Source organism: Modicisalibacter luteus DSM 23508 (genome assembly GCF_000378505.1).
Lineage (GTDB): Bacteria > Pseudomonadota > Gammaproteobacteria > Pseudomonadales > Halomonadaceae > Modicisalibacter > Modicisalibacter luteus.
In genome coordinates this window covers 42,989-62,195 of record NZ_KB899992.1, presented here as the reverse complement: position 1 = coordinate 62,195, position 19,207 = coordinate 42,989, and the positions used below count along the sequence as shown (strand labels likewise).

At 56.4% G+C, this 19,207-nt stretch carries 16 protein-coding genes, 1 tRNA gene and 3 pseudogenes; 11 read left to right on the top strand and 9 right to left on the bottom strand.

Annotated features, from left to right (window positions below; translation table 11 throughout):
• Positions 1-19: 19 nt before the first annotated feature.
• Together F568_RS22410 and F568_RS26215 are read right to left on the bottom strand one after the other, a co-directional pair.
• Positions 20-514 (bottom strand): ComF family protein, encoded by a 495-nt coding sequence (locus tag F568_RS22410; RefSeq protein ID WP_229804159.1) that lies wholly within the window; start codon positions 512-514, stop codon positions 20-22.
• 30 nt (positions 515-544) lie between these two features.
• Positions 545-766: pseudogene (locus F568_RS26215) on the bottom strand (double zinc ribbon domain-containing protein); the annotation flags it as partial.
• 42 nt (positions 767-808) lie between these two features.
• Here F568_RS26215 and bioB point away from each other — a divergent pair.
• The 6 genes from bioB (at position 809) to F568_RS0106860 (ending at position 5,468) form a co-directional block, all read left to right on the top strand.
• On the top strand, positions 809-1,891 hold the full coding sequence (gene bioB / locus F568_RS0106885; RefSeq protein WP_019017980.1) for a biotin synthase BioB: 1,083 nt from the start codon (positions 809-811) through the stop codon (positions 1,889-1,891).
• Positions 1,891-3,081 (top strand): 8-amino-7-oxononanoate synthase, encoded by a 1,191-nt coding sequence (bioF, locus tag F568_RS0106880; protein WP_211213429.1) that lies wholly within the window; start codon positions 1,891-1,893, stop codon positions 3,079-3,081. The genes bioB and bioF overlap by 1 nt, the downstream gene beginning before the upstream one ends.
• Positions 3,078-3,824, top strand: a complete 747-nt coding sequence (locus F568_RS0106875; RefSeq protein ID WP_019017978.1) for an alpha/beta fold hydrolase — start codon at positions 3,078-3,080, stop codon at positions 3,822-3,824. The genes bioF and F568_RS0106875 overlap by 4 nt, the downstream gene beginning before the upstream one ends.
• Positions 3,814-4,614, top strand: a complete 801-nt coding sequence (locus tag F568_RS0106870; RefSeq protein WP_019017977.1) for a methyltransferase domain-containing protein — start codon at positions 3,814-3,816, stop codon at positions 4,612-4,614. Before F568_RS0106875 ends, F568_RS0106870 begins: the two co-directional genes overlap by 11 nt.
• Positions 4,615-4,617: 3 nt before the next feature.
• The gene (gene bioD, locus F568_RS0106865) at positions 4,618-5,337 is read left to right on the top strand and encodes a dethiobiotin synthase (RefSeq protein ID WP_019017976.1); all 720 of its coding nucleotides are present in this window, start codon (positions 4,618-4,620) and stop codon (positions 5,335-5,337) included.
• A 46-nt stretch (positions 5,338-5,383) separates the two neighbouring features.
• Positions 5,384-5,468, top strand: a tRNA-Leu gene (locus tag F568_RS0106860).
• Positions 5,469-5,936: 468 nt separating this feature from the next.
• Here the strand turns inward: F568_RS0106860 and bla are convergent.
• Positions 5,937-6,816, bottom strand: a pseudogene (gene bla / locus F568_RS22405) (class A beta-lactamase).
• Between the two features lie 225 nt (positions 6,817-7,041).
• Here bla and F568_RS24865 point away from each other — a divergent pair.
• Positions 7,042-7,175 (top strand): annotated as a pseudogene (locus F568_RS24865) (IS1380 family transposase); the annotation flags it as partial.
• A gap of 277 nt (positions 7,176-7,452) precedes the next feature.
• On the opposite strand, the gene F568_RS0106845 reads toward F568_RS24865, so the two are convergent.
• On the bottom strand, positions 7,453-8,295 hold the full coding sequence (locus F568_RS0106845) for an SDR family oxidoreductase (protein WP_019017974.1): 843 nt from the start codon (positions 8,293-8,295) through the stop codon (positions 7,453-7,455).
• 113 nt (positions 8,296-8,408) lie between these two features.
• On the opposite strand from F568_RS0106845, the gene F568_RS0106840 reads away from it, so the two are divergent.
• A complete protein-coding gene (locus F568_RS0106840) occupies positions 8,409-9,320 on the top strand; it encodes a LysR family transcriptional regulator (protein ID WP_026300379.1) in 912 nt (303 codons plus the stop codon).
• A gap of 107 nt (positions 9,321-9,427) precedes the next feature.
• Here the strand turns inward: F568_RS0106840 and F568_RS0106835 are convergent, their stop codons facing one another.
• Complete coding sequence (locus F568_RS0106835) at positions 9,428-10,015, bottom strand: CGNR zinc finger domain-containing protein (RefSeq protein ID WP_019017972.1); 588 nt, start codon at positions 10,013-10,015, stop codon at positions 9,428-9,430.
• Between the two features lie 90 nt (positions 10,016-10,105).
• On the opposite strand from F568_RS0106835, the gene F568_RS0106830 reads away from it, so the two are divergent.
• Both F568_RS0106830 and F568_RS26315 read left to right on the top strand, forming a co-directional pair.
• Positions 10,106-11,026, top strand: coding sequence for an alpha/beta fold hydrolase (locus F568_RS0106830; RefSeq protein ID WP_019017971.1), 921 nt, complete (start codon positions 10,106-10,108; stop codon positions 11,024-11,026).
• A 929-nt stretch (positions 11,027-11,955) separates the two neighbouring features.
• On the top strand, positions 11,956-12,369 hold the full coding sequence (locus F568_RS26315) for a con-10 family general stress protein (protein WP_019017970.1): 414 nt from the start codon (positions 11,956-11,958) through the stop codon (positions 12,367-12,369).
• A 1,050-nt stretch (positions 12,370-13,419) separates the two neighbouring features.
• Here F568_RS26315 and F568_RS0106820 read toward each other — a convergent pair.
• Both F568_RS0106820 and F568_RS0106815 read right to left on the bottom strand, forming a co-directional pair.
• On the bottom strand, positions 13,420-13,977 hold the full coding sequence (locus F568_RS0106820) for a YqhA family protein (RefSeq protein WP_026300377.1): 558 nt from the start codon (positions 13,975-13,977) through the stop codon (positions 13,420-13,422).
• 95 nt (positions 13,978-14,072) lie between these two features.
• The gene (locus tag F568_RS0106815) at positions 14,073-14,741 is read right to left on the bottom strand and encodes a DUF2238 domain-containing protein (RefSeq protein WP_019017968.1); all 669 of its coding nucleotides are present in this window, start codon (positions 14,739-14,741) and stop codon (positions 14,073-14,075) included.
• 498 nt (positions 14,742-15,239) lie between these two features.
• On the opposite strand from F568_RS0106815, the gene F568_RS0106810 reads away from it, so the two are divergent.
• Complete coding sequence (locus tag F568_RS0106810; protein ID WP_019017967.1) at positions 15,240-16,235, top strand: TerC family protein; 996 nt, start codon at positions 15,240-15,242, stop codon at positions 16,233-16,235.
• Positions 16,236-16,312: 77 nt separating this feature from the next.
• Here F568_RS0106810 and F568_RS0106805 read toward each other — a convergent pair whose 3' ends face one another.
• Positions 16,313-17,572 carry a D-amino acid dehydrogenase gene (locus tag F568_RS0106805; RefSeq protein ID WP_019017966.1) on the bottom strand — a complete coding sequence of 420 codons (1,260 nt, stop codon included), beginning with the start codon at positions 17,570-17,572 and terminating at the stop codon, positions 16,313-16,315.
• Positions 17,573-17,728: 156 nt separating this feature from the next.
• Positions 17,729-19,087 (bottom strand): MATE family efflux transporter, encoded by a 1,359-nt coding sequence (locus F568_RS0106800; protein WP_019017965.1) that lies wholly within the window; start codon positions 19,085-19,087, stop codon positions 17,729-17,731.
• Positions 19,088-19,207 lie beyond the last annotated feature (120 nt).

The following is a 19,207-nucleotide window of genomic DNA, read 5'->3' as shown; positions in this document are numbered from 1 at the left end:
CACCGGTTACCGGCAGAGCTCAGATGGATGAAGACGGCGTTCGAGCTATCGCCCATGCCTGCACCTCGCCGGCGCCTGCCACCAGGCAAGCGCGTGCCAGCGCGTCCAGCGAGGCTCCGGTTGTCATGATGTCATCTACAACGACTACCCGTCCGCTCAGCGGCGAATCGATTCGAAATGCATTGCGCAAATTACGCTGCCGAGCCTGGCGATCAAGTCCCCGCTGGGTGGGAGTATGTCGTACTCGATGCGCGTTCACTTCGGCGATACCCAGATGGCGCGAGAGATAGCGTGTTAACCATAGGGTCTGATCGAAGCCGAACTCACGCGCCCGCCACGAATGACGGGGCAGGCCTATCAGAGTTTGTGGCATCTCGTTGGCTGGAAGAGCGTTCAATGTTTCAAGCATGAGCGACGCCAACACCACCCCGGCCCGGGGCTCTCCGGAAAATTTGAAGCGATGCATAAGTGCAACGATCTCGCCCTCGTAGCGCAATCCTGCGTGTGTCTGCACGAAGGCCGGTGGCCGACTGAGACAGCGCCCGCAGTGCGCATTACCGTCGGCTGGAAGAGGCTCGGCGCACTGGCGACAGGCCCGCATGTTCCAGGGCAGTGAGCCCAGGCATGACCGGCACCACGCCCGCCCGGGCAACGCTGTTGCAAGGCAAAAGACACAAGGACCAGGCAGCGAACGGCGAAACCATCTGTCAACTTTGGCTGTACCCTTGGTTGACAGAGCACCGATTACCTCTATGATCGAAGTCAACTTTTAAGTCGCCCCTTGGTTCACTAGCCTAAGAGATCTGACATGCCTCAGGCCAGCCCGTCTTTCAATGCCGCCTCGCCTCCTCGCCACGACTGGACGCTCGACGAGATCCAAGCGTTATTCGAGCTGCCTTTCAATGACCTGCTCTTCCAGGCCCAGCAGGTACACCGCATGCACTTTGATGCCAACGCCGTCCAGGTCTCGACCCTGCTATCGATCAAGACCGGAGCCTGCCCAGAAGACTGTAAATATTGTCCCCAGTCGGGCCACTACAATACCGGACTGGACAAGGAGAAGCTGCTCGAGATCGAGAAAGTGGTCGAACAGGCGCGTGCCGCCAAGGCGGCCGGTGCCAGCCGATTCTGCATGGGCGCAGCCTGGCGTAGCCCTCGACAGCGCGATCTCGACGTGGTGCTGGAAATGGTGCGCCAGGTCAAGTCGTTAGGGCTGGAGACCTGCATGACACTAGGCATGCTCGATGGGAACCAGGCCGAGCGTTTGGCCGATGCGGGACTCGATTATTACAACCACAACCTCGACACCTCGCCCGAATTCTATGGCGACATCATTACCACCCGAACCTATGCCGATCGCCTCGATACACTCGGCCATGTGCGTCAAGCGGGTATGAAGGTTTGCAGCGGTGGTATCCTCGGCATGGGCGAGGCCCCGCGTGATCGTGCCGGTCTGCTGCAGCAACTGGCGCGCCTCGACCCGCATCCTGAATCTGTCCCGATCAATATGTTGGTCAAGGTGCCCGGCACGCCGTTGGAAAATGTTGAGGATCTTGACCCACTCGACTTCGTCCGCGCCATCGCCGTGGCACGCATTTTGATGCCGAGAAGTCATGTCCGGTTGTCCGCCGGCCGCGAACAGATGGACGATGCCACCCAGGCCTTGGCCTTTCTGGCCGGCGCCAACTCGATCTTCTACGGTGACAAGCTACTGACCACCGAGAATCCTCAGGTGGAACGCGACCGCGCCCTGTTCGCCCGGCTCGGCCTGCATCCCGAACGCATCGAGACATGCCGTGACGATGCCGCTCAGCAAGCGCTACTGGATGATGCCATGGCCCGCCGCCACACGGACGATGCCCTGTTCTACGATGCCGCCAGCGTGAACTGATGATGTGGCGACAGCAGATAGAGCGGCGACTCCGCCAACAGCGTGAACGAAGACTATGGCGGCAACGTCTGCCCCTTTCCCTCCTGCCCGACCAGCGGGTCAGCGACGGGCGACAAACGTTGTGTGACTTCGCCGGCAACGACTACCTCGGCCTGGCCCGAGATCCGCGGTTGGCCGAGGCTCAAGCGGAAGGCGCACGGCGCTATGGCGCCGGCAGCGGTGCCTCTCACTTGGTCAGCGGTCATCTGGAAGCCCACCATATCCTTGAAGAGCGCCTGGCCGCGCTGACCGGGCGTCCACGGGCACTGCTGTTCTCCACCGGTTACATGGCCAACCTCGGTACTCTGCAAATGCTTTGTACCGACGGCATGCAGGTCTATCACGACCGACTCAACCACGCCTCCTTGCTCGATGGCACCCACGTTGGCGAGGCCCGTTCACGGCGCTTTCACCATCGGGACTATGACGACCTGGAGCGTCTCCTGGCGAGATCGCGCAGCGACGTTCCGCGCCTGGTCGTCAGTGATGGGGTATTCAGCATGGACGGCGACATCGCAGATATCGCATCGCTGGCGACGACTTGCACGCGCTTCGATGCCTGTCTGATGATCGACGACGCCCACGGCATCGGGGTGATCGGCGAGAATGGCAGCGGTTGCGTCGGCCCTCGATTCGGACCGGACCAGGTTCCCGTGCTGGTAGGCACCCTGGGCAAGGCGCTAGGCAGCGCGGGTGCCTTCGTAGCTGGCGAAGGTGACCTGATAGAAGCCCTCATTCAATTCGCCCGCCCTTATATCTATACCACCGCCCAGCCTCCCGGCGTTGCCTGCGCCACCCTGCGTGCGCTTGACATCCTTGATCAGGAGCCCGAGCGCAGACACCGCCTTTACGAGAACATCCGCTACTGGCGTAGCGGTGCCGACCAGCTCGGACTTCCGCTCATTTCCTCACTGTCCCCGATTCAGCCCGTGCTGCTGCGCGATAGCCAGCGCGTCATGCACTGGGGGCGTTCCCTACGTGAAAGCGGCTTTCTGGTCGGCGCTATCCGCGAACCTACCGTACCCAAGGGACAGGCACGCCTACGCGTTACTCTCTCGGCAGCACACACCCAGGCACAGATCGATGCCCTGCTCGACGCCCTGGCACGACTGGCTGTCACTGCTCCCTTCGAAGAGGCGCCGGCAACATGACACAGATTGTCCTGCTCTCGGGTTGGGGCATAGATGCCCGCCTGTGGCAACGCCTGGCACCTCATTGGCCATCACACCTGCGCATTTCCAGCCCGGACTGGCCCGGCTATGGGCAGCGCTCACCGCTGGTAGACCCGACTGATCTCGATGCCCTGGCCCATGCCATGCGTGACAACTTGCCTGCCGACGCGATCTGGGTCGGCTGGTCTCTGGGGGGCATGCTTGCTGCCGCCCTGCAGACTCGGCTGCCAGCACCGCAAGCCCTGGTCATGCTCGGCGCGATACCTCGCTTCGTGGACCACATCCACGGCGGGATCAGCCAACAGGAAATCGAGACGTTTCGTCGTGCCTTTGCGCGCGATCCGCAGCGTACCTGGCAGCATTTTCTCCATTGGCAAGCCAGCGGCGAGCCGTCACCACGCCATGCCCGTCAATGCCTTGATGCCCTGCTTGGCAACCGGATGCCGGCAGATACTGCCACGTTGGCAGGCGGCCTGGAGCAACTTGCATGTCTCGATCTGCATGCAGTGCTGGAACGAGCGGATTGCCCTGTCATCTACGTACATGGCGACAACGATCCGCTGTTGCCAGCGACGAATCGATGCCAGCCGATCATCCGCCTGGCCGATTGCGGACACTGCCCACATCTTTCCGCTCCGGCACGCTTGGCCCGCATCCTGGCCCAAATTGCGAATGAGCCTACCTCGGGTCGATCTTTGTCAGAGGTGTTGCATGCAGGCTGAACACGCCCGGGCGATACCCGGCAGCGATACCCTTGAATGGCGACGGCGCGTCGGTCACGCCTTCAGTCGGGCGGCAACGACCTACGAGGATCGTGCCCAGGCCCAGCATGCCATGGGCACCATACTCTGGCAGCGTTTACCCGAGCGAGCCGCCACGGTGCTTGATCTGGGTTGCGGTCCTGGCCACTGGACGGCACAACTGTCCCACCACTATGGAGCGCAGGCCATCGGCGTCGATCTAGCCCGCGGTATGCTAGATGAAGCTCACCGCCGATACGGAATTCAGGGCCGATGGGTATGTGGCGACGCCCTATCCTTGCCATTGGCTAGTCAATGCATCGAGTTAGTGTTTTCCAACCTGGCTCTCCAGTGGTGCCATGACTTGCCGGGAGTGTTTGATGAAATTCATCGCATTCTTGCTCCAGGCGGTTGTGCCCTGATCAACACCTTGGCCCCGGGCACTCTAGGCGAAATCGCCTACGCCTGGTCGCACCCAGATCGGCCTGCCGCCGTGGAGCGCTTCGCCAACTCTCGCCATGTGCGCTTTGCTGCGCGTCAGGCCGGCTTCGAGATTCATTTGGAGCAAGCTGCCGAACGCTTTTACTACCCCGATCTCACCGCCGTCATGGCCTCGATCAAAGGGATCGGCGCCCAGGTCGCCCACGGTGGCCCGGCGTTGACACGTCGCGACATCGCTATCGCCAAGCGACGCTATGAGACGCTGCGCCAGCCGGCCGGTCTGCCCGTCACCTATCAGCGCCTGACCTTGGAACTCCACAAGCCCGGATAATCCATGAAACATTATTTCGTGACCGGTACCGATACCGATGCCGGCAAGACACTTGTCAGTGCCGCGCTGCTCACCAGAGCACGTCGCCTGGGACATACCACGCTTGGCCTCAAGCCAGTCGCGGCCGGTTGTGAGCGTGACGGCGATACGCTGCGCAATATTGATGCCTTGCTGCTCCAGGCGGCCTCTTCTCCTCAGGTCGAGTACTCGGTCGTGAATCCGGTAGCTCTGGAACCGCCCATCGCTCCTCATCTTGCTGCCCATCGCGCAGGCCTGCGGCTACGTCTCGATGAGATCGAGACCAAGATACGCGGAACACTGAACGCATCACCGCGGGATATCATACTCATCGAAGGCGCGGGAGGCTGGCGCGTCCCGCTTAACGAATCGGAGGACCTGAGTGGCTTGGCGGTTCGGCTTGGATGGCCGGTCATCCTTGTGGTCGGCATGCGCCTGGGCTGTATCAGTCATGCTCGACTCACGCTGGAGGCCATCCGCGCCGACGGCCTGCACGTGGCAGGCTGGGTGGCAACCCGAATCGACCCTGGCATGCGTGATTACGACGCTAATCTGGCAACATTACATCACTGCCTGGACGCTCCCTGCCTGGGTGTCATTCCTTGGCTAGGCGAAGCGTCAGCGGAAGAGAGCGACCTGGCTGCGCTACAGGCCAAGGCCAACAAGGCAGCCGAATATCTGTATAAACTTGAGGTTAGCGATTGACTTGGCCGAATCGGTCCGTAAAATACGGCGATTCCTGCCCTCTGATGCGGATGTGGTGGAATTGGTAGACACGCTGGATTTAGGTTCCAGTGCCGCAAGGCGTGGGAGTTCGAGTCTCCCCATCCGCACCAACTTGTATTTTCTCATATCCTCCTGTATGCCCTCATATGCCCCGCAAAGCCCATAACTGCGCGCTTTGTAGGTTGATTCTACCCTGATGAATATCTTCATACGGGCACATATACCCGTTGCCGATATGTATGCCTACCCACTTTTATGCGATCCAGCAGCTCATTAGTTATCCTGGCACTTAAGGCGGAGCATACATCTTGTCAGCTCTACTGGTTCAGCATCCGACAGCGCGCTCCAAAGACGCAGGAATGCCATAGGGGAAGCATTGGCAGGCGTCGCCCAACCAGATCAGCTCCATACCGATTTCTATGGTCGCGCCCGCTTAGCCACTTGGGTTCGGCGCCCCCCCGGCCTGAGTACTTGGGTCAAAGAGAGAATCGGAAGGTCCATGACCGACTATGAGAAGTTCAGGCTAGGGCTGCATGGAACGCAGCGCAACGCAGTCCCTAGCAACCACTGGTTATGCTTCAATTTCCTAGAGCCACCGCCTTCGCTATTGCTGCACCTATTTCTGCGATCGCGTCATTTCGCTCTGAGAAGGAAGATTCAGTTTCTGTAATATACAGAGCTACAACAATAGGCTGGCGCTCCGGTGGCCACATTACGGCCGTTATTGACCGCGATCCGAAACCACCAGCCCCGGTTCTATCTGCAACAACCCAGTCTTCAGGTACAGCGGCCCGAAAAAGTCCGTCCGCTACCTGATTTCTTTCAAGCCAGTTGCGGAGTTGGCCTCTGGACTCTACCGACAACACGTCGCCCAACAGCAATCTCTGAATATTACTCACCATCGCGTTTGGAGTTGTTGTATCCTTGCGGTCGCCTGGTTGCGCCTCATTAAGTTCCGTTTCCCAGCGATCAAGCCGGGTTGAATCGTCCCCTAGGAACTTGGCGAAGTTCGTAATTGACTCAGGCCCACCCAGAGCTCGCAAAATCATATTCGCGGCTGTGTTATCGCTCATAGTCAGGGCTGCCTCACACAACTCAGAAAGGGTCATTGCTTGACGGCCAGCGAATTTTTCAGTGACCGGAGAATAGGTCACCAAATCTGACTCCGAAAAGCTTACTTCGCTGTTTAACTCCGCTTCCCCTTTATCAACTCGGTGCAGTAATTCGGCACAAGCGAGAGTTTTAAAAGTACTAGACAGTGCAAATCTCTGGTCGGCTTGATACTCCCAGCGCTGCCCAGTCTCCAGATCATTGAGCGGAAAAGCCCACACGAGCATCAAGTTCATTGCCGATTCGATCTAAAGCTGCAACAACAGAATTGTTAACGTCAGCAGGTGCGATTGATGGCAATAACGCAAGGAAAAAAGTTAAAACCGCTTTGATTGAGTGTATTCTCATGGATTTTTCAGGACCTGTCTCTGGAACTGGATAACAGTTGTATATGAGCCCCGACGACCATCAAGTCGGCGACCAAATATTTTTCATTAAATCCCGTCAAACCTAAGCCCAAGCCCCCGCCAAGTCAACGTGCTTCGAGGAGTTGAGCGTGAAGTCCAAACTGACAAAACGGTCGTCACGACCAGTATCACTGCATACCCTCTATATAACCTTTTGTTTGTTGATAACCGGAAAGTCATGGTTAAGGCTCATGAGCTGCTCTGGCACCATTTATTACGCAGCACAACGAGCCGCTAGAGAAGATCGTGCTGGATTTCGATGGCACCGATATCCCGGTGTATGGCGACCAGCCGGGTAAGCTGAGTGCGCAGAGCTGGAAGACATTCTTTGCCAAGTCAATGCCGAGAATCTTAATATCCATGGTGGACATCTCCTGTTTCCTTCGACTTGAACTACACCCTTCAAGTTTGGCGCAACTGGCGCCGATTCGGGAGGGGAGGCGTCCATCTCATCACCCATCTCAGGAAGACACGCCAGAATCAGTGCCTTGACAGTACGAAATAGATGGGTGTCCAGGTAAGCGCCTGTCCGGCATCTTGCTGAACAGGCGCGGGAGTCAATACAGCCGCGAACTCATCAAGCGTCCGCATCGGTGGAAGCTGCGACGGTGCGCTGCGACACTAGGTCAGCCAGACGTTCACGATAGGCGTCGCCGATCCGCTGCCAAGCCTCGCTCCCATAGACCTGACGCTTCGGCGCTGGCACAAAGTCGACGCTATCGATCATTGCCCGAGCGACCTTGTCACTATCGCTGAGCCCGCCGAACGTGCCATTGGCCACGGCACGACGTACATCACCTGCCGGAGTCTTGTCGTAAACGGCCATCGGCGCAGGGCTGACCAGACCGGCAGCGAAGTTAGTGGCGGTGGGTCCGGGCTCGGCGAGTGTGATGGCGATACCAAACGATGCCACTTCCTGAGCGACCGACTCGACGAAACCTTCGATTCCCCATTTGCTGGCGTGATAGAGACTGAAATTGGGATAGGCAATCTGCCCGCCTTCCGACGACACCTGAATGATGCGACCACCGCCCTGCTCGCGTAGATGAGGCAATACCGCGCGGATGAGCTGGATCGAACCGATCAGGTTGGTCTCGAGCTGGTGGTGAATCTGCTCATCGGTCAGCTCCTCTCCTGCGCCGAACAAGCCATAGCCAGCATTACTAACCACCACATCGATTCTGCCGAGCTCAGCGAAGGCCCCCCCAACCGTCGCTCGAATCGCAGCCGTATCGGTGACATCCATCGCCGCCACCCAGAGCCTGTCGCCATAGCGGGTTTTCAATTCATCGAGACGCTCGGGTCTGCGCAGCGTCGCAGCGACGCAATCGCCACGTTCAAGCAGTTGCTCGGTCATTGCTCGACCAAGCCCGCTGGATGCGCCAGTGATGAACCATGTTTTTTGCGTTGCCTGAGTCATGGCAAACCTCCTGTGGTTGATCATCGCCCCATCGCGATGATGGCTCTTATCCTGACGCGCTAAGATTGCTGTTACTATTGGGGTAATGTTGCATGAATTAGTGAAGTATGACCATGAATAGAAAGCCAAGCCTGGATGATATCCAGGCGCTGACCCTGATCGCCGGTTATGGCAGCTTTCGGCGTGCAGCCGATGAGTTGGGTTTGTCGCCCTCGACGCTGAGTCATCAGATGCGAACCCTGGAGCAGGAACTGGGCGTGCGTTTGCTTCACCGCACGACTCGCAGTGTCTCGCCGACTCAGGCAGGGGAACGCTTGATCGCACGAATGCAGCCCGTGCTGCAGGACTTCAACACAGCGCTGGAAGCTATCGATGACGAGCGCGGTCGCCCCAGTGGTGAACTGCGTATCAATGCCAGCGAAATTGCGGCGCGCGTATTGCTGGAAAGCATCGTACCGAGTTTTCTCGCGCGTTATCCGGAGGTGAGCCTGGATCTGGTCACCGAGGGGCGGTTGATAGATATCGTCGAGGCGGGCTTCGATGCAGGGGTTAGACTGGCGGAATCCGTTCCGCAGGACATGATTGCGATCCCTTTCGGGGGAGACACCCGGTTCATCAGCGTCGCCTCACCGGGCTACGTTGCACAGCATGGCTCGCCGAAAACACCGGAAGAGCTTCAGAATCACGCCTGTATTCGACAGCGAATGCCGAGCGGCAAGCGCTATCGCTGGGAGTTCGAGCGTCGTGGGCAGGAAAAGGTCATCGATGTACCGGGAGTACTGACGCTCGATCATCCCGGCCTGATGGCGGATGCGGCTGCCCGCGGTCTGGGGGTTGCCTATCTCGCCGAACACGTTGTGCGTGACCGGCTCGAGCGCGGCGAATTGATCACCTTGCTCGACGATTGGTGTCCGCCGATTCCCGGCCTTTGTCTCTATTATTCCGGTCATCGTCATGTGCCGGCAGGGCTCAGAGCATTTATCGATGAGTTGAAAATAACACTAACTGGACACCCAGCTCAGTAAGGCTCCGGAGTCAGTGTACGAAATAGATGGGTGTCCAGGTAAGCGTCTCTTAGGATGCGGACGCAACGGGAAACGCAGTGGTAAGAGGGTGTGGCGCAGAATGAGCGCTACTCCGTATTCTTTCGGGAACGAAAAGCGGCAACCTTCATGCGATTGCCGCACGTTGCCATGCTACACCAGCGGCGGCGATGCGATTTGGTCAGGTCATGAAAGAGCAGGACGCAGTCATGGGCCTCGCATTGCCGTACGAATTCGAGCTTGCCGCTTGTAAGCAAGCTTGCTAACGATCCAGCCACCGGCTCAAGCAAGCTTGCCGGATCGCGATAACGCAGGCGGGTGACGATTCTGAAAGCGCGACTTGCATCATCCCATTCTATCTCCCGTATGGGATGGCCCGCCTCCAGCACGTGATTGACCAGTGCAAGATCTGGCGGAACCCCGGCCATTGCGGCATGGATTACGGCCCTCGCATGCTCGCGCAGCTCACGCGCAAGGGTTAGCAGCCCCCCGGGCGCCTTTTCATCAGACGCCTCGGGTAACTGCCCCGCCATCTTCAGCCAGGTCACCACGCTTTCGTTGTCGTTAAAGCAGTCGTGATGCCTGTCACCGACCCGGTACTCGCTGTTGATGAAGTCAAGGGCGAGGTTGCCTCCGAGGAAGAGCACGTCCGATGGAATGGGGCTTGTCGAAGTCATGAGCGAACCAGTAACCGCAAAACTGTTTTTGACAGGTTACCGGAATACTGCGTAACCTTCAAAAACACATTTCATAGGTTACACAGGAGAATGGTCGTGACCTCAACCAAATCAATCGCAGCAGCCGAGCCGACCACAGCAGTTGCGGCCAACCAGGTTCACTACCGATACGAACAAGTGGATGATGTAAATATCTTCTATCGTGAGGCTGGGAACCCCAGCGCGCCGGCAGTGCTGCTGCTACACGGGTTTGCCGCGTCCTCATTCATGTTCCGCGATCTCATACCAGAACTTGCCGACCGATACCATGTAATTGCGCCAGACCTGCCTGCCTTTGGATTCACAGAAGCGCCGGCACGTGATGAGTACGCTTACACCTTTAGCCAACTAGCGATGACCATCGGGCAGTTCGCAGAGCAGCTCAGGCTCGATACCTATGCCCTCGTGGTTCACGATTACGGTGCGCCGGTAGGATGGCGTCTAGCTGTGTCACACCCTACCCGGGTCACCGCCATTATTTCTCAGAACGGGAACGCCTATGAAGAAGGGTTGGGGGAAGACTGGGCGCCCATCCAGGCGTACTGGCGCGAACCCACGCAGGAGAACCGCGAGGCGCTGCATGATTTCACAACGCCTGCATCTATCAAATGGCAGTACCTCGAAGGTGTAACGGATAAAAGTTCCGTCTCACCAGACGGCTACACTCTGGAGGGGCTTCAAATATCAAGGCCTGGAAATGCCGACATTCAACTCGACCTGGTTCTGGACTACGCCTCTAACGTGGCGATGTATCCGGAGTTCCAACAGTACTTCCGCGCCCATCAACCGCCGCTGTTGGCCGTTTGGGGAAAGAATGATCCTTTCTTTGTGCCACCCGGAGCCCAAGCATGGAAACGAGATATCCCAGAGGCTGATATCCGTTTCTATGACACCGGCCATTTCGCGCTAGAGACCCATAGCAATGAAATTGTTCCTGTTATTCGTCAGTTCCTTGACAAGAACGTGAAGTAACAGGTCCCGGGGTTAAGCTGACTAAAGGCCTCATCTCAATACCCGGCTGCTCTCGCGGAAGGTCAGCTGTGCTCATCAGCCGCAGAAAGGTCGTCAGGTACGCCTAAGGGGGGCGACAAAAACGCCTACAAAGGCGACAGTGTCGCCCCCCTGCTTTCGAGGCCCAGCGGCTAGCCGCTTGTATGCCTATATGTATGCCCAACTCCATTAAATCTTATAACACATTGATTTGTTTATATGGTTCGCGTCTCCCCATCCGCACCAAATTTTGTTTGTCGCTGTCTTAGCCTCACCCAAGCATCCTTGGGCTCCCTCAGCCCGCCTCAAAAAAGTAAGAAGCATCGTATATGCGTGACGACCGCGTACGCAGTCCATGCCGGCCATATCACCCGCAGCGATGTTGATCAGCACCGCAGATAGCATCACCAGCCAAGGCCGACGCTAAACCCGATGAGCAAAGTACTCGCAGGTTCGTCTGAGTGCGAGACGACCAAGGCCTATGGTAGGAGCTCCATGCTTGAGTCACCACTTCAGGAGAACGGAGCTCTGGTAGGCAACACAGGTGGCTATTTCACTTTGCGATTACGCCTACGCAACAATGACGAATGCCAATACCTTAATCAATAAATAACAAATTATTTCAACATCGCCGGAACAGGATGGATAGGGCATGTTTCATGTCCAATTAGCGAACCGGCTTTGAAAAACTATTTTATACTATATTTTCAGTATCTTACGATTATAACCTTTCTTGGTCGACAGGCCGCTGAGGCATATATACAAAAGTACCTAATCACAAACCTTTTTTAACTTGCTAAGGATTTCCACCCTTCCTACAGTATCAATACGTCTTTGGTATATGGCGTTAAGCAATATATGCTTACGTTTGCTTATATTGCATTTAGCACGAAGGAAGAAGGAGTTTTCCAATGGCAGACGATAAACGCAACCAAAGCAACATGAGCGTAAATGAAGCTGGCAAGAAAGGCGGTGAGACCACTTCTAACACTCATGACAAAGAATTTTACGAAGACATTGGCCACAAAGGTGGTGAAGCCACTTCGGAAACTCATGGAAAGGAGTTTTACGAGGATATTGGCCATAAAGGTGGTCAGAATAGTGGTGGCAACTTCGCGAATGACCCTGAAAAGGCCTCTGAAGCTGGCCAAAAGGGCGGACAAAATAGCGGTGGTAACTTCGCCAATGACCCCGAGAAAGCCTCTGAGGCTGGACAGAAAGGTGGTCAGCAGAGTGGCGGCAACTTCGCAAACGATCGTGAGAAAGCTTCAGAAGCCGGTAAGAAAGGCGGTGAGCACAGTCACGGCGGAGGTCGCAATACCTAACCCTCCATGAGAGAAGGGTCTTCGGAGAGACCGATATCTGGGGAATGGATTCCCATCACTGCCAACGGCTAAGGTCGTTGGCAGTAGTTGTTTCTAGCAGTTCCCCTTCTACGTCAGCGAGACTCACACATTAGCAGCTACCCAAGGTAAACCAGAAAGCTACGTAGTCTGCCAGCAATCATGGGGCTCATGGTGTAGACGATTTCAGGACAGCAGGCGTAATAAAGCCCGGCCTGTGAAGGCCGGGCTTTGCGCGGCGTGATGCTTCCTGCTGCCCACTCATGAGCCTTCCTGCTCATGCATCCTTGGTTCATCAGGCATCCTTGCCCGGGTTCCATTGCGACATTTCCATGTCTACGTGAGTCACTGTGCCTATTTTAGGCGAAAGATTATCTAACCTGCGTTAGGAACGCATGTAAGAGATCGCTGACATGGCATGTAGGCCAAGGCAAGCATATGCGCTGCCCTGCCGACGAGGCGCTGCGCAGCAGATAGCAGACTGACCATAACCGGAGCTCATCCAATTTATGCGCCAAGTTAATCACTCAGCTGATCGTTACGCTGCCTAGGCGACTTCAGTCCATACATAAGGGTATCAAAAAAATTACGCAAATAAACAAAAAACAACTAACTAATTTGCAGCTTCCGCTAGATTAAGTTTATGCGTTGCATGAGTTATCTATTTTCTGGTGCCAACGTATTCAGGCATTTTCGTTCTCGTTCCTCTCCCGGCTTAACGCCGGGTTTTTTTATGCAAACAAAACCACCAGAGCAAACCAAGGCTAACGCCTGATTTAGCAAGCAAATAACAAAATAAGCCCGGCCTGAAAAGACTGGGCGGCAAAGCTCTCTTCTCTTCATCCGCGAGCCTCCTGCTCACACGTCCTTGGTACATTGAGCGAATCTTTCACCGGTTTCCTTATGGGATTGCCTTGTCCACGACTGGCAGTCTGTCCCATAACGACATTATCGCCATTCATTACATTAATTTCTACGTTAGCCATAGCCGGTGTTTTGTAAGGAAATACTTACATGCACACATTGAGGAACTCACTCTCTCTTATGAGTCAGGCTCATCAGGTAAATAGCTATCGCCAGCGCCAACACCGACAAAGCGAGATAGATCGCATCCAAAGGAGTTTGAAACCCAATATCAACCACTGCACGGAAGAATTCGATGATGACGGCCAAGATAACCACACGGGCAATCTTGTCTTTCAATTGATCAAATGAGTCGACATTGAAGGGATGGCGTGGTGCGTAATCTTCTGCCTGTTCGATCGGCGATACGAAAAGCCGATAGACACCCAGACCGAAGATCAACAGCACGATGGCAATCAAATAGATATCTACGGCCATGACGATGCTGGGAACCACCGTTTCGTGAATGTCCTGTCCACTCCCGAGCAGATAATACGCTACGGCATCGCGCACGATCCCCAAGATGTCGAGCGTACCGATGATGAACAGCACCACCGCGCCAATCAAGCTAGGGACGACCGCTGCCATGACGAGAAAGCGGGAGCTCCAAAGGAAGCGCTCCCAACTACGTTCCAGCCTGCTCTGTGCCGGTCTTTCGGAAGGTGGATGCTTTGCCGGTTCGGACATGATGACTCGCTGCAGTTGTGAAATAGTTGGCATCACTACAGCATAAAGAGGCATATCGTGCCTACTCACTCGATGACTGCGTCAGTGCCTAAGGCTTAACGCGACTTCTTGAATAGTCTGGGGTTACGCTCGATGAAGGTATCGATCCAATCCTTTAGGAAAACACCTTGCTTGGCATACTTCACGCAGCGCCAACCCAGGACGGAGACCATCAGGGCGCCGAGGGCATTCATGATTAAATCCCACATGGTGTCTGTCAGGCCGGAGGGATCGTTCAACATGGCACGCTGCATATTTGTATCGAACAGCCTATCCATACCGAATTCGAAGATTTCCCAGATAACGCTCATGCCAAGCGAAAACATTATTGCGAACAACGCGACGAAGCCCGGCACCATGGTCGATTCCCTGATGCGTACTATCCCATTGGTTCCATAGGCCAGCAGGAAACCCACTGCACTGAACAGGCCACCGGCTATGGTATGCAGGACGATATCCCACCACCAGAAACGCGAATAGAACCCTCTCCCCTCACCCAGGAAAAGCGATGCAATCACGAAACCCAAGATCAAAAGTTGAAGCGGAGGAGGTGTACGAATATGGAACTGGCGCTCAAACAGAACGGGAAAGAAGGTGATGAGCACGACCAACAGGCTGAGTACAGCCAGATACCAGTGTTGATGAAACAGGGCAAATAAAGCCTCAGCGACGAGGCATAGCTGCAAAGCGTGCGTAACCCATCGGTGCGGTTGTGTTCCCCGCATCCAGCCACTCCCGGAACGAGCCATGAAGTCACAGCATAGGCACGCATTGAATGGATATGCCACTTCTACTGAGACGCGGCCAGACGACATCACGCTCAGCGAAAGGATACAACGCAGGAAAGGTAAAGCGGAACCTAACGTAAATCCCATCCTTGGGCGAGCATCCCTACTCGTGATCCCTAGTGAGCCATCCCGGCTCAACGAAGCCAATATCGCACACCTTACGGTTTTGTAAGCCCACCTAGGTTAACTATTGATGTAAGACATTACCGTCATGTTCATCAGGGAAGATGTATGAAGCGAGCGGCCTCATTGCGCAGCAGACTTTCTCCATGCACAATGCAGCGACTTGAAAGGGAGTATTCCTTGGTTGGAGCGTCACGCATGCCCAGCCAACGCTACCATCGTCAGCACGGACAAAAGTCCCGGGGGTAGCAGTATCGTTCGCCGATACGGAAGAGACTTTCGGTAACATCTTGTCTACCGGAGAGACTCCCTATGAGCGTTCCTACCTGGGTGTGGCTGGCGACTATCGCCGCCATTGTTGCCCTGTTTCTGTTTGATTTCGCCTTTCACGCTCGCAAGCCTCACGAGCCCACAATGAAGGAAGCGGCCGGCTGGTCCGTGTTCTTCATCACGCTCGCCATGTTATTCGGGCTGGGGCTGTGGCTAGTATGGGGGCCCCAGTACGGCTCTGAGTACTTCGCGGGCTTCATCACCGAAAAGAGTTTGTCGGTCGACAACCTATTCGTGTTCGTGATCATCATGGCCCGCTTCGCGGTGCCGCGGATCTACCAGCAAAAGGTGCTGCTGATCGGTATCGCTATTGCCCTGGTCATGCGTGGTATCTTCATCGCCTTGGGGGCTGCCGCTATCGCCCAGTTCAGTTGGGTCTTCTACGTGTTCGGCGCCTTTCTGATATATACCGCCGTTCACTTGGCAAGAGACCACTTTCGCGGCAAGCATGATACTGACGAACCCAACCAGCCGACACGCATAGAGCGCTGGGCGCATCGCTGGTTTCCGGCCACCCCGGATTATCATGGCAACCGGCTGTTTGCTCGCATCGACGCCAAGCGACTGGCCACACCGCTATTCTTCGTTATCCTTGCCTTGGGATTCACTGACCTGCTGTTCGCACTGGACTCGATTCCTGCCATCTACGGCCTGACAAAGGAACCCTATATCGTCTTCACGACCAATGCCTTTGCACTGCTCGGCCTGTTACAGCTCTATTTTCTGTTAGGCGGGTTGTTGGATAGGCTGGTCTACCTTGGGCTCGGGCTCTCGGTCATCCTCGGGTTCATCGGGGTCAAGCTGATCCTAGAGGCGTTGCACACCAACAATCTTGCCTTTATCCATGGCGGTGAACCGATCCACTGGACGCCGGAGATTCCTATCTGGCTATCGATGACGATCATAATCGGAACGCTGGTAGTCACCACGGTAGCCAGCCTGCTCAGGACACATATGGCCCGCCCCAGCGAGCACTGACAAACCGTCTCGCAAACAATACAGCACAGGCTGTTGTCAGCCTGTGCTGGCGAGCCACCTTACGTCACTGGTACCAATCACGCAGCATAGCGGCGGATATCCAGGCCATCGGGATCGATAGCCGGCTGATGCCCGGCGACCAGGTCGGCAAGTAGTTGACCGCTACCGCAACTCATCGTCCAGCCCAAGGTGCCGTGACCGGTGTTGAGCCATAGGTTGGAATATTTGGTCCCACCGATAATTGGCGTGGAGTCAGGGGTCATCGGGCGCAGGCCGGTCCAGAATTCAGCCTGTGCTACATCGCCTCCCTCGGGGAACACGTCGCGTACTACCATGCTGATGGTAGCCCGACGTTTTTCGAGCAGACTCAAATCGTAGGACGCCAATTCGGCGGTACCCCCCACACGGATGCGGTTGTCGAAGCGCGAGATGGCCACCTTAAAGGTCTCATCCATCACCGTCGACTGCGGCGCCCCACCGTCATCGATCACTGGAACCGTCAAGCTGTAGCCCTTAACCGGGTAGATCGGCAGATGCAGGTCGAGATCCTTGACCAGGGAAGGTGAATAGCTGCCCAGACAGACCACATAAGCGTCGGCGGTCATTTCTCCGGCCGAGGTCATTACCCCTTCGATGCGATCACCCTGGCGACGAATACGCTGAATGGCGGTATTGAAACGGAACTCGACACCCAACTGCTCGCGACAGTAATCAGCCAGGCGATTGGTGAATAGGTGGCAGTCGCCAGTCTGGTCATCGGGGAGATGCAGCCCGCCGACAAACTTGCCTGGCACACGCGCCAACGCCGGCTCGACCTGCTGGATCTCGTCAGTGTTAAGCAGGTGGTGACGTACGCCGCACTGTTCGAGTACCTTCATGTCCTTTCCCACAGCCTCGACTTGGCTGTCGTAGCGGAAAAGCTGTAGCAGGCCGCGCTGCCGATCCTCGTAGCGGATACCGGTCTCGTCGCGTAGAGCGTTGATACAGGCACGGCTGTACTCGGCAACCCGAACCATGCGCTCTTTATTGATAGCGTAACGCTCGGCAGTGCAATTGTTGAACATCTGCATCATGAAGCGCGCCATCGTCGGATCCAGGCGCGGTTGGATCTTGAGCGGCGCATGCTCCTGAAACATCCATTTCACCGCCTTCTGAGGGATACCTGGCGCTGCCCAAGGCGACGAGAAGCCAAAGGAGACTTGGCCAGCATTGCCGTAGCTGGTTTCCATCGCTGGCGATGGCTGGCGATCCACTACCGTAACCTCATGGCCCTGCCGGGCCAGATAGTAGGCGCTGGCTACGCCCACAACGCCACTTCCCAATACCAAAATTTTCATTGTCGTCTCCCTCGGCGATTTATTGCTGTTGGTCGTTCGAGTCTGGTGTTGGTCACCAATGGGAAACGAGTCTAAACGCGTCCTGCTAGATAATTACTCTAAAATCATTCGATATATATAATAGATAACCTTTAATTAATGCCATAATCAAAATATTTATATACGCATGATTGGTTTTTCAGAGGATTTCTCTACCCTTCCTGCATTCCCTATGGAGCGACGATACCCCCCCCAAGCCACGATGCCCGCCAGAGCATTACCAATTGCCGCGCCGATGGCGATACCGGGAACACCACCCCATTGCGCTCCCAGCCACAAACACGGGAGGTAACAAGCGAACAGCCGCACACAGGACATGACCATGGCACGCAACGGCCATCCCAGGGCATTGGAGGCGGAAACCACGAGCATGCAAATGCCCAGCAGGGCATAGCTGGGCAGTAATCCGCGAATCAGGACTGCCAGTTCGGTGCGTACGTCAGGATTGCCTGCCAGCAAGCTGGCAATCCACGGCGCCAATAGTGCCAGCGCCACGCCGAGCCCCAACTGCCAAACGACCACCACCTTCATCGCCAAGGTCATGAGACGGCGAATTTGTCTCCAGTCGCCGCCGCCATAACAACGTGCCAGCCACGGCGGTAACGACATGGTCAGTGCCAGCACCACCATTAAAGAGACAGTCTCAAGCCTGCTGGCCAATCCCCAGGCGGCCACGGCAGTTTCTCCCAGGTCGGCAACAATAGCCGTGGCCAGCATGGCGGCCAGCGGAGGCATCAATTGGCTGATCATGGCCGGCCCCGCAATGCCCATGAAGGGCCGGGTCGAGGTCCGAGCCTCTTCGATCAAGCCTTGCGTCGACAACCAGTCGGTCTGCCGCAGGCGCCAGGCCAGGACTCCCAACCCTGTCGCAAACGCCAGCGTAGTGGCCCAGGCAGCTCCGGGCAGGCCCAGCCCTGCCCAGTCGCCGATGCCAAAGATCAACAGCGGATCGAGCGCCAAGTTGATCAAGCTGGTCAGTACCATCATCTTGCCCGGTAGGCGGGTATCGCCATGCGCCCTGAACAGACTGTAGCCAAAATAGAGTACGGCCCCGACCCACGAGGCCAACAACTGGGGACCCCAGTAGCGGCGAATCAGCGGCAGGATGGCATCGTCCGCACCCAATTGGCGAAAGATGGGCGTTTGCCATAGCCATAGAGCGATACACAGCCCGGCAATCAGCAAGCTCCCACCAATCATCACCAGGCTGCCCAGGCGACGCGCCCTTGCCTCCTCTCCCGCTCCCAACGCGCGGGCGATCAGCGCAGCGATGGCAATACCGATGCCGACCTGCACGCCGATGATCAAAAAAGACATTGGAAAGGTAAACGATTGAGCCGCCAGAGGGGCGGTACCCAGCCGGGCAATAAAGGCGCTATCGACGAGCTGAAATCCCAGTAGGGAAAGCACGCCAAGCGCCATTGGCCAGGTCTGTTGCCAGAGCTGGCGCTTCAGGGATGAGCGGGATGCGTTCAAGCTATCTCCAAGACCGGTTCGTCTTACTGCATGGCACAGGATAGGGGATCAAACCGGCAAGGATACCGAATACTTAACGCGTTGTGGGAGGAACGTTGGGCCCGGCCCTCTATAGCTTCC

Excerpts from the sequence above, each read along its gene's own strand:
- bioB (WP_019017980.1), top strand. The coding sequence starts at position 809 with ATGCCTCAGGCCAGCCCGTCTTTCAATGCCGCCTCGCCTCCTCGCCAC.
- bioF (WP_211213429.1), top strand. The coding sequence starts at position 1,891 with ATGATGTGGCGACAGCAGATAGAGCGGCGACTCCGCCAACAGCGTGAA.
- F568_RS0106875 (WP_019017978.1), top strand. The coding sequence starts at position 3,078 with ATGACACAGATTGTCCTGCTCTCGGGTTGGGGCATAGATGCCCGCCTG.
- F568_RS0106870 (WP_019017977.1), top strand. The coding sequence starts at position 3,814 with ATGCAGGCTGAACACGCCCGGGCGATACCCGGCAGCGATACCCTTGAA.
- bioD (WP_019017976.1), top strand. The coding sequence starts at position 4,618 with ATGAAACATTATTTCGTGACCGGTACCGATACCGATGCCGGCAAGACA.
- F568_RS0106845 (WP_019017974.1), bottom strand. The coding sequence starts at position 8,295 with ATGACTCAGGCAACGCAAAAAACATGGTTCATCACTGGCGCATCCAGC.
- F568_RS0106840 (WP_026300379.1), top strand. The coding sequence starts at position 8,409 with ATGAATAGAAAGCCAAGCCTGGATGATATCCAGGCGCTGACCCTGATC.
- F568_RS0106835 (WP_019017972.1), bottom strand. The coding sequence starts at position 10,015 with ATGACTTCGACAAGCCCCATTCCATCGGACGTGCTCTTCCTCGGAGGC.
- F568_RS0106830 (WP_019017971.1), top strand. The coding sequence starts at position 10,106 with ATGGTCGTGACCTCAACCAAATCAATCGCAGCAGCCGAGCCGACCACA.
- F568_RS26315 (WP_019017970.1), top strand. The coding sequence starts at position 11,956 with ATGGCAGACGATAAACGCAACCAAAGCAACATGAGCGTAAATGAAGCT.
- F568_RS0106820 (WP_026300377.1), bottom strand. The coding sequence starts at position 13,977 with ATGTCCGAACCGGCAAAGCATCCACCTTCCGAAAGACCGGCACAGAGC.
- F568_RS0106815 (WP_019017968.1), bottom strand. The coding sequence starts at position 14,741 with ATGCGGGGAACACAACCGCACCGATGGGTTACGCACGCTTTGCAGCTA.
- F568_RS0106810 (WP_019017967.1), top strand. The coding sequence starts at position 15,240 with ATGAGCGTTCCTACCTGGGTGTGGCTGGCGACTATCGCCGCCATTGTT.
- F568_RS0106805 (WP_019017966.1), bottom strand. The coding sequence starts at position 17,572 with ATGAAAATTTTGGTATTGGGAAGTGGCGTTGTGGGCGTAGCCAGCGCC.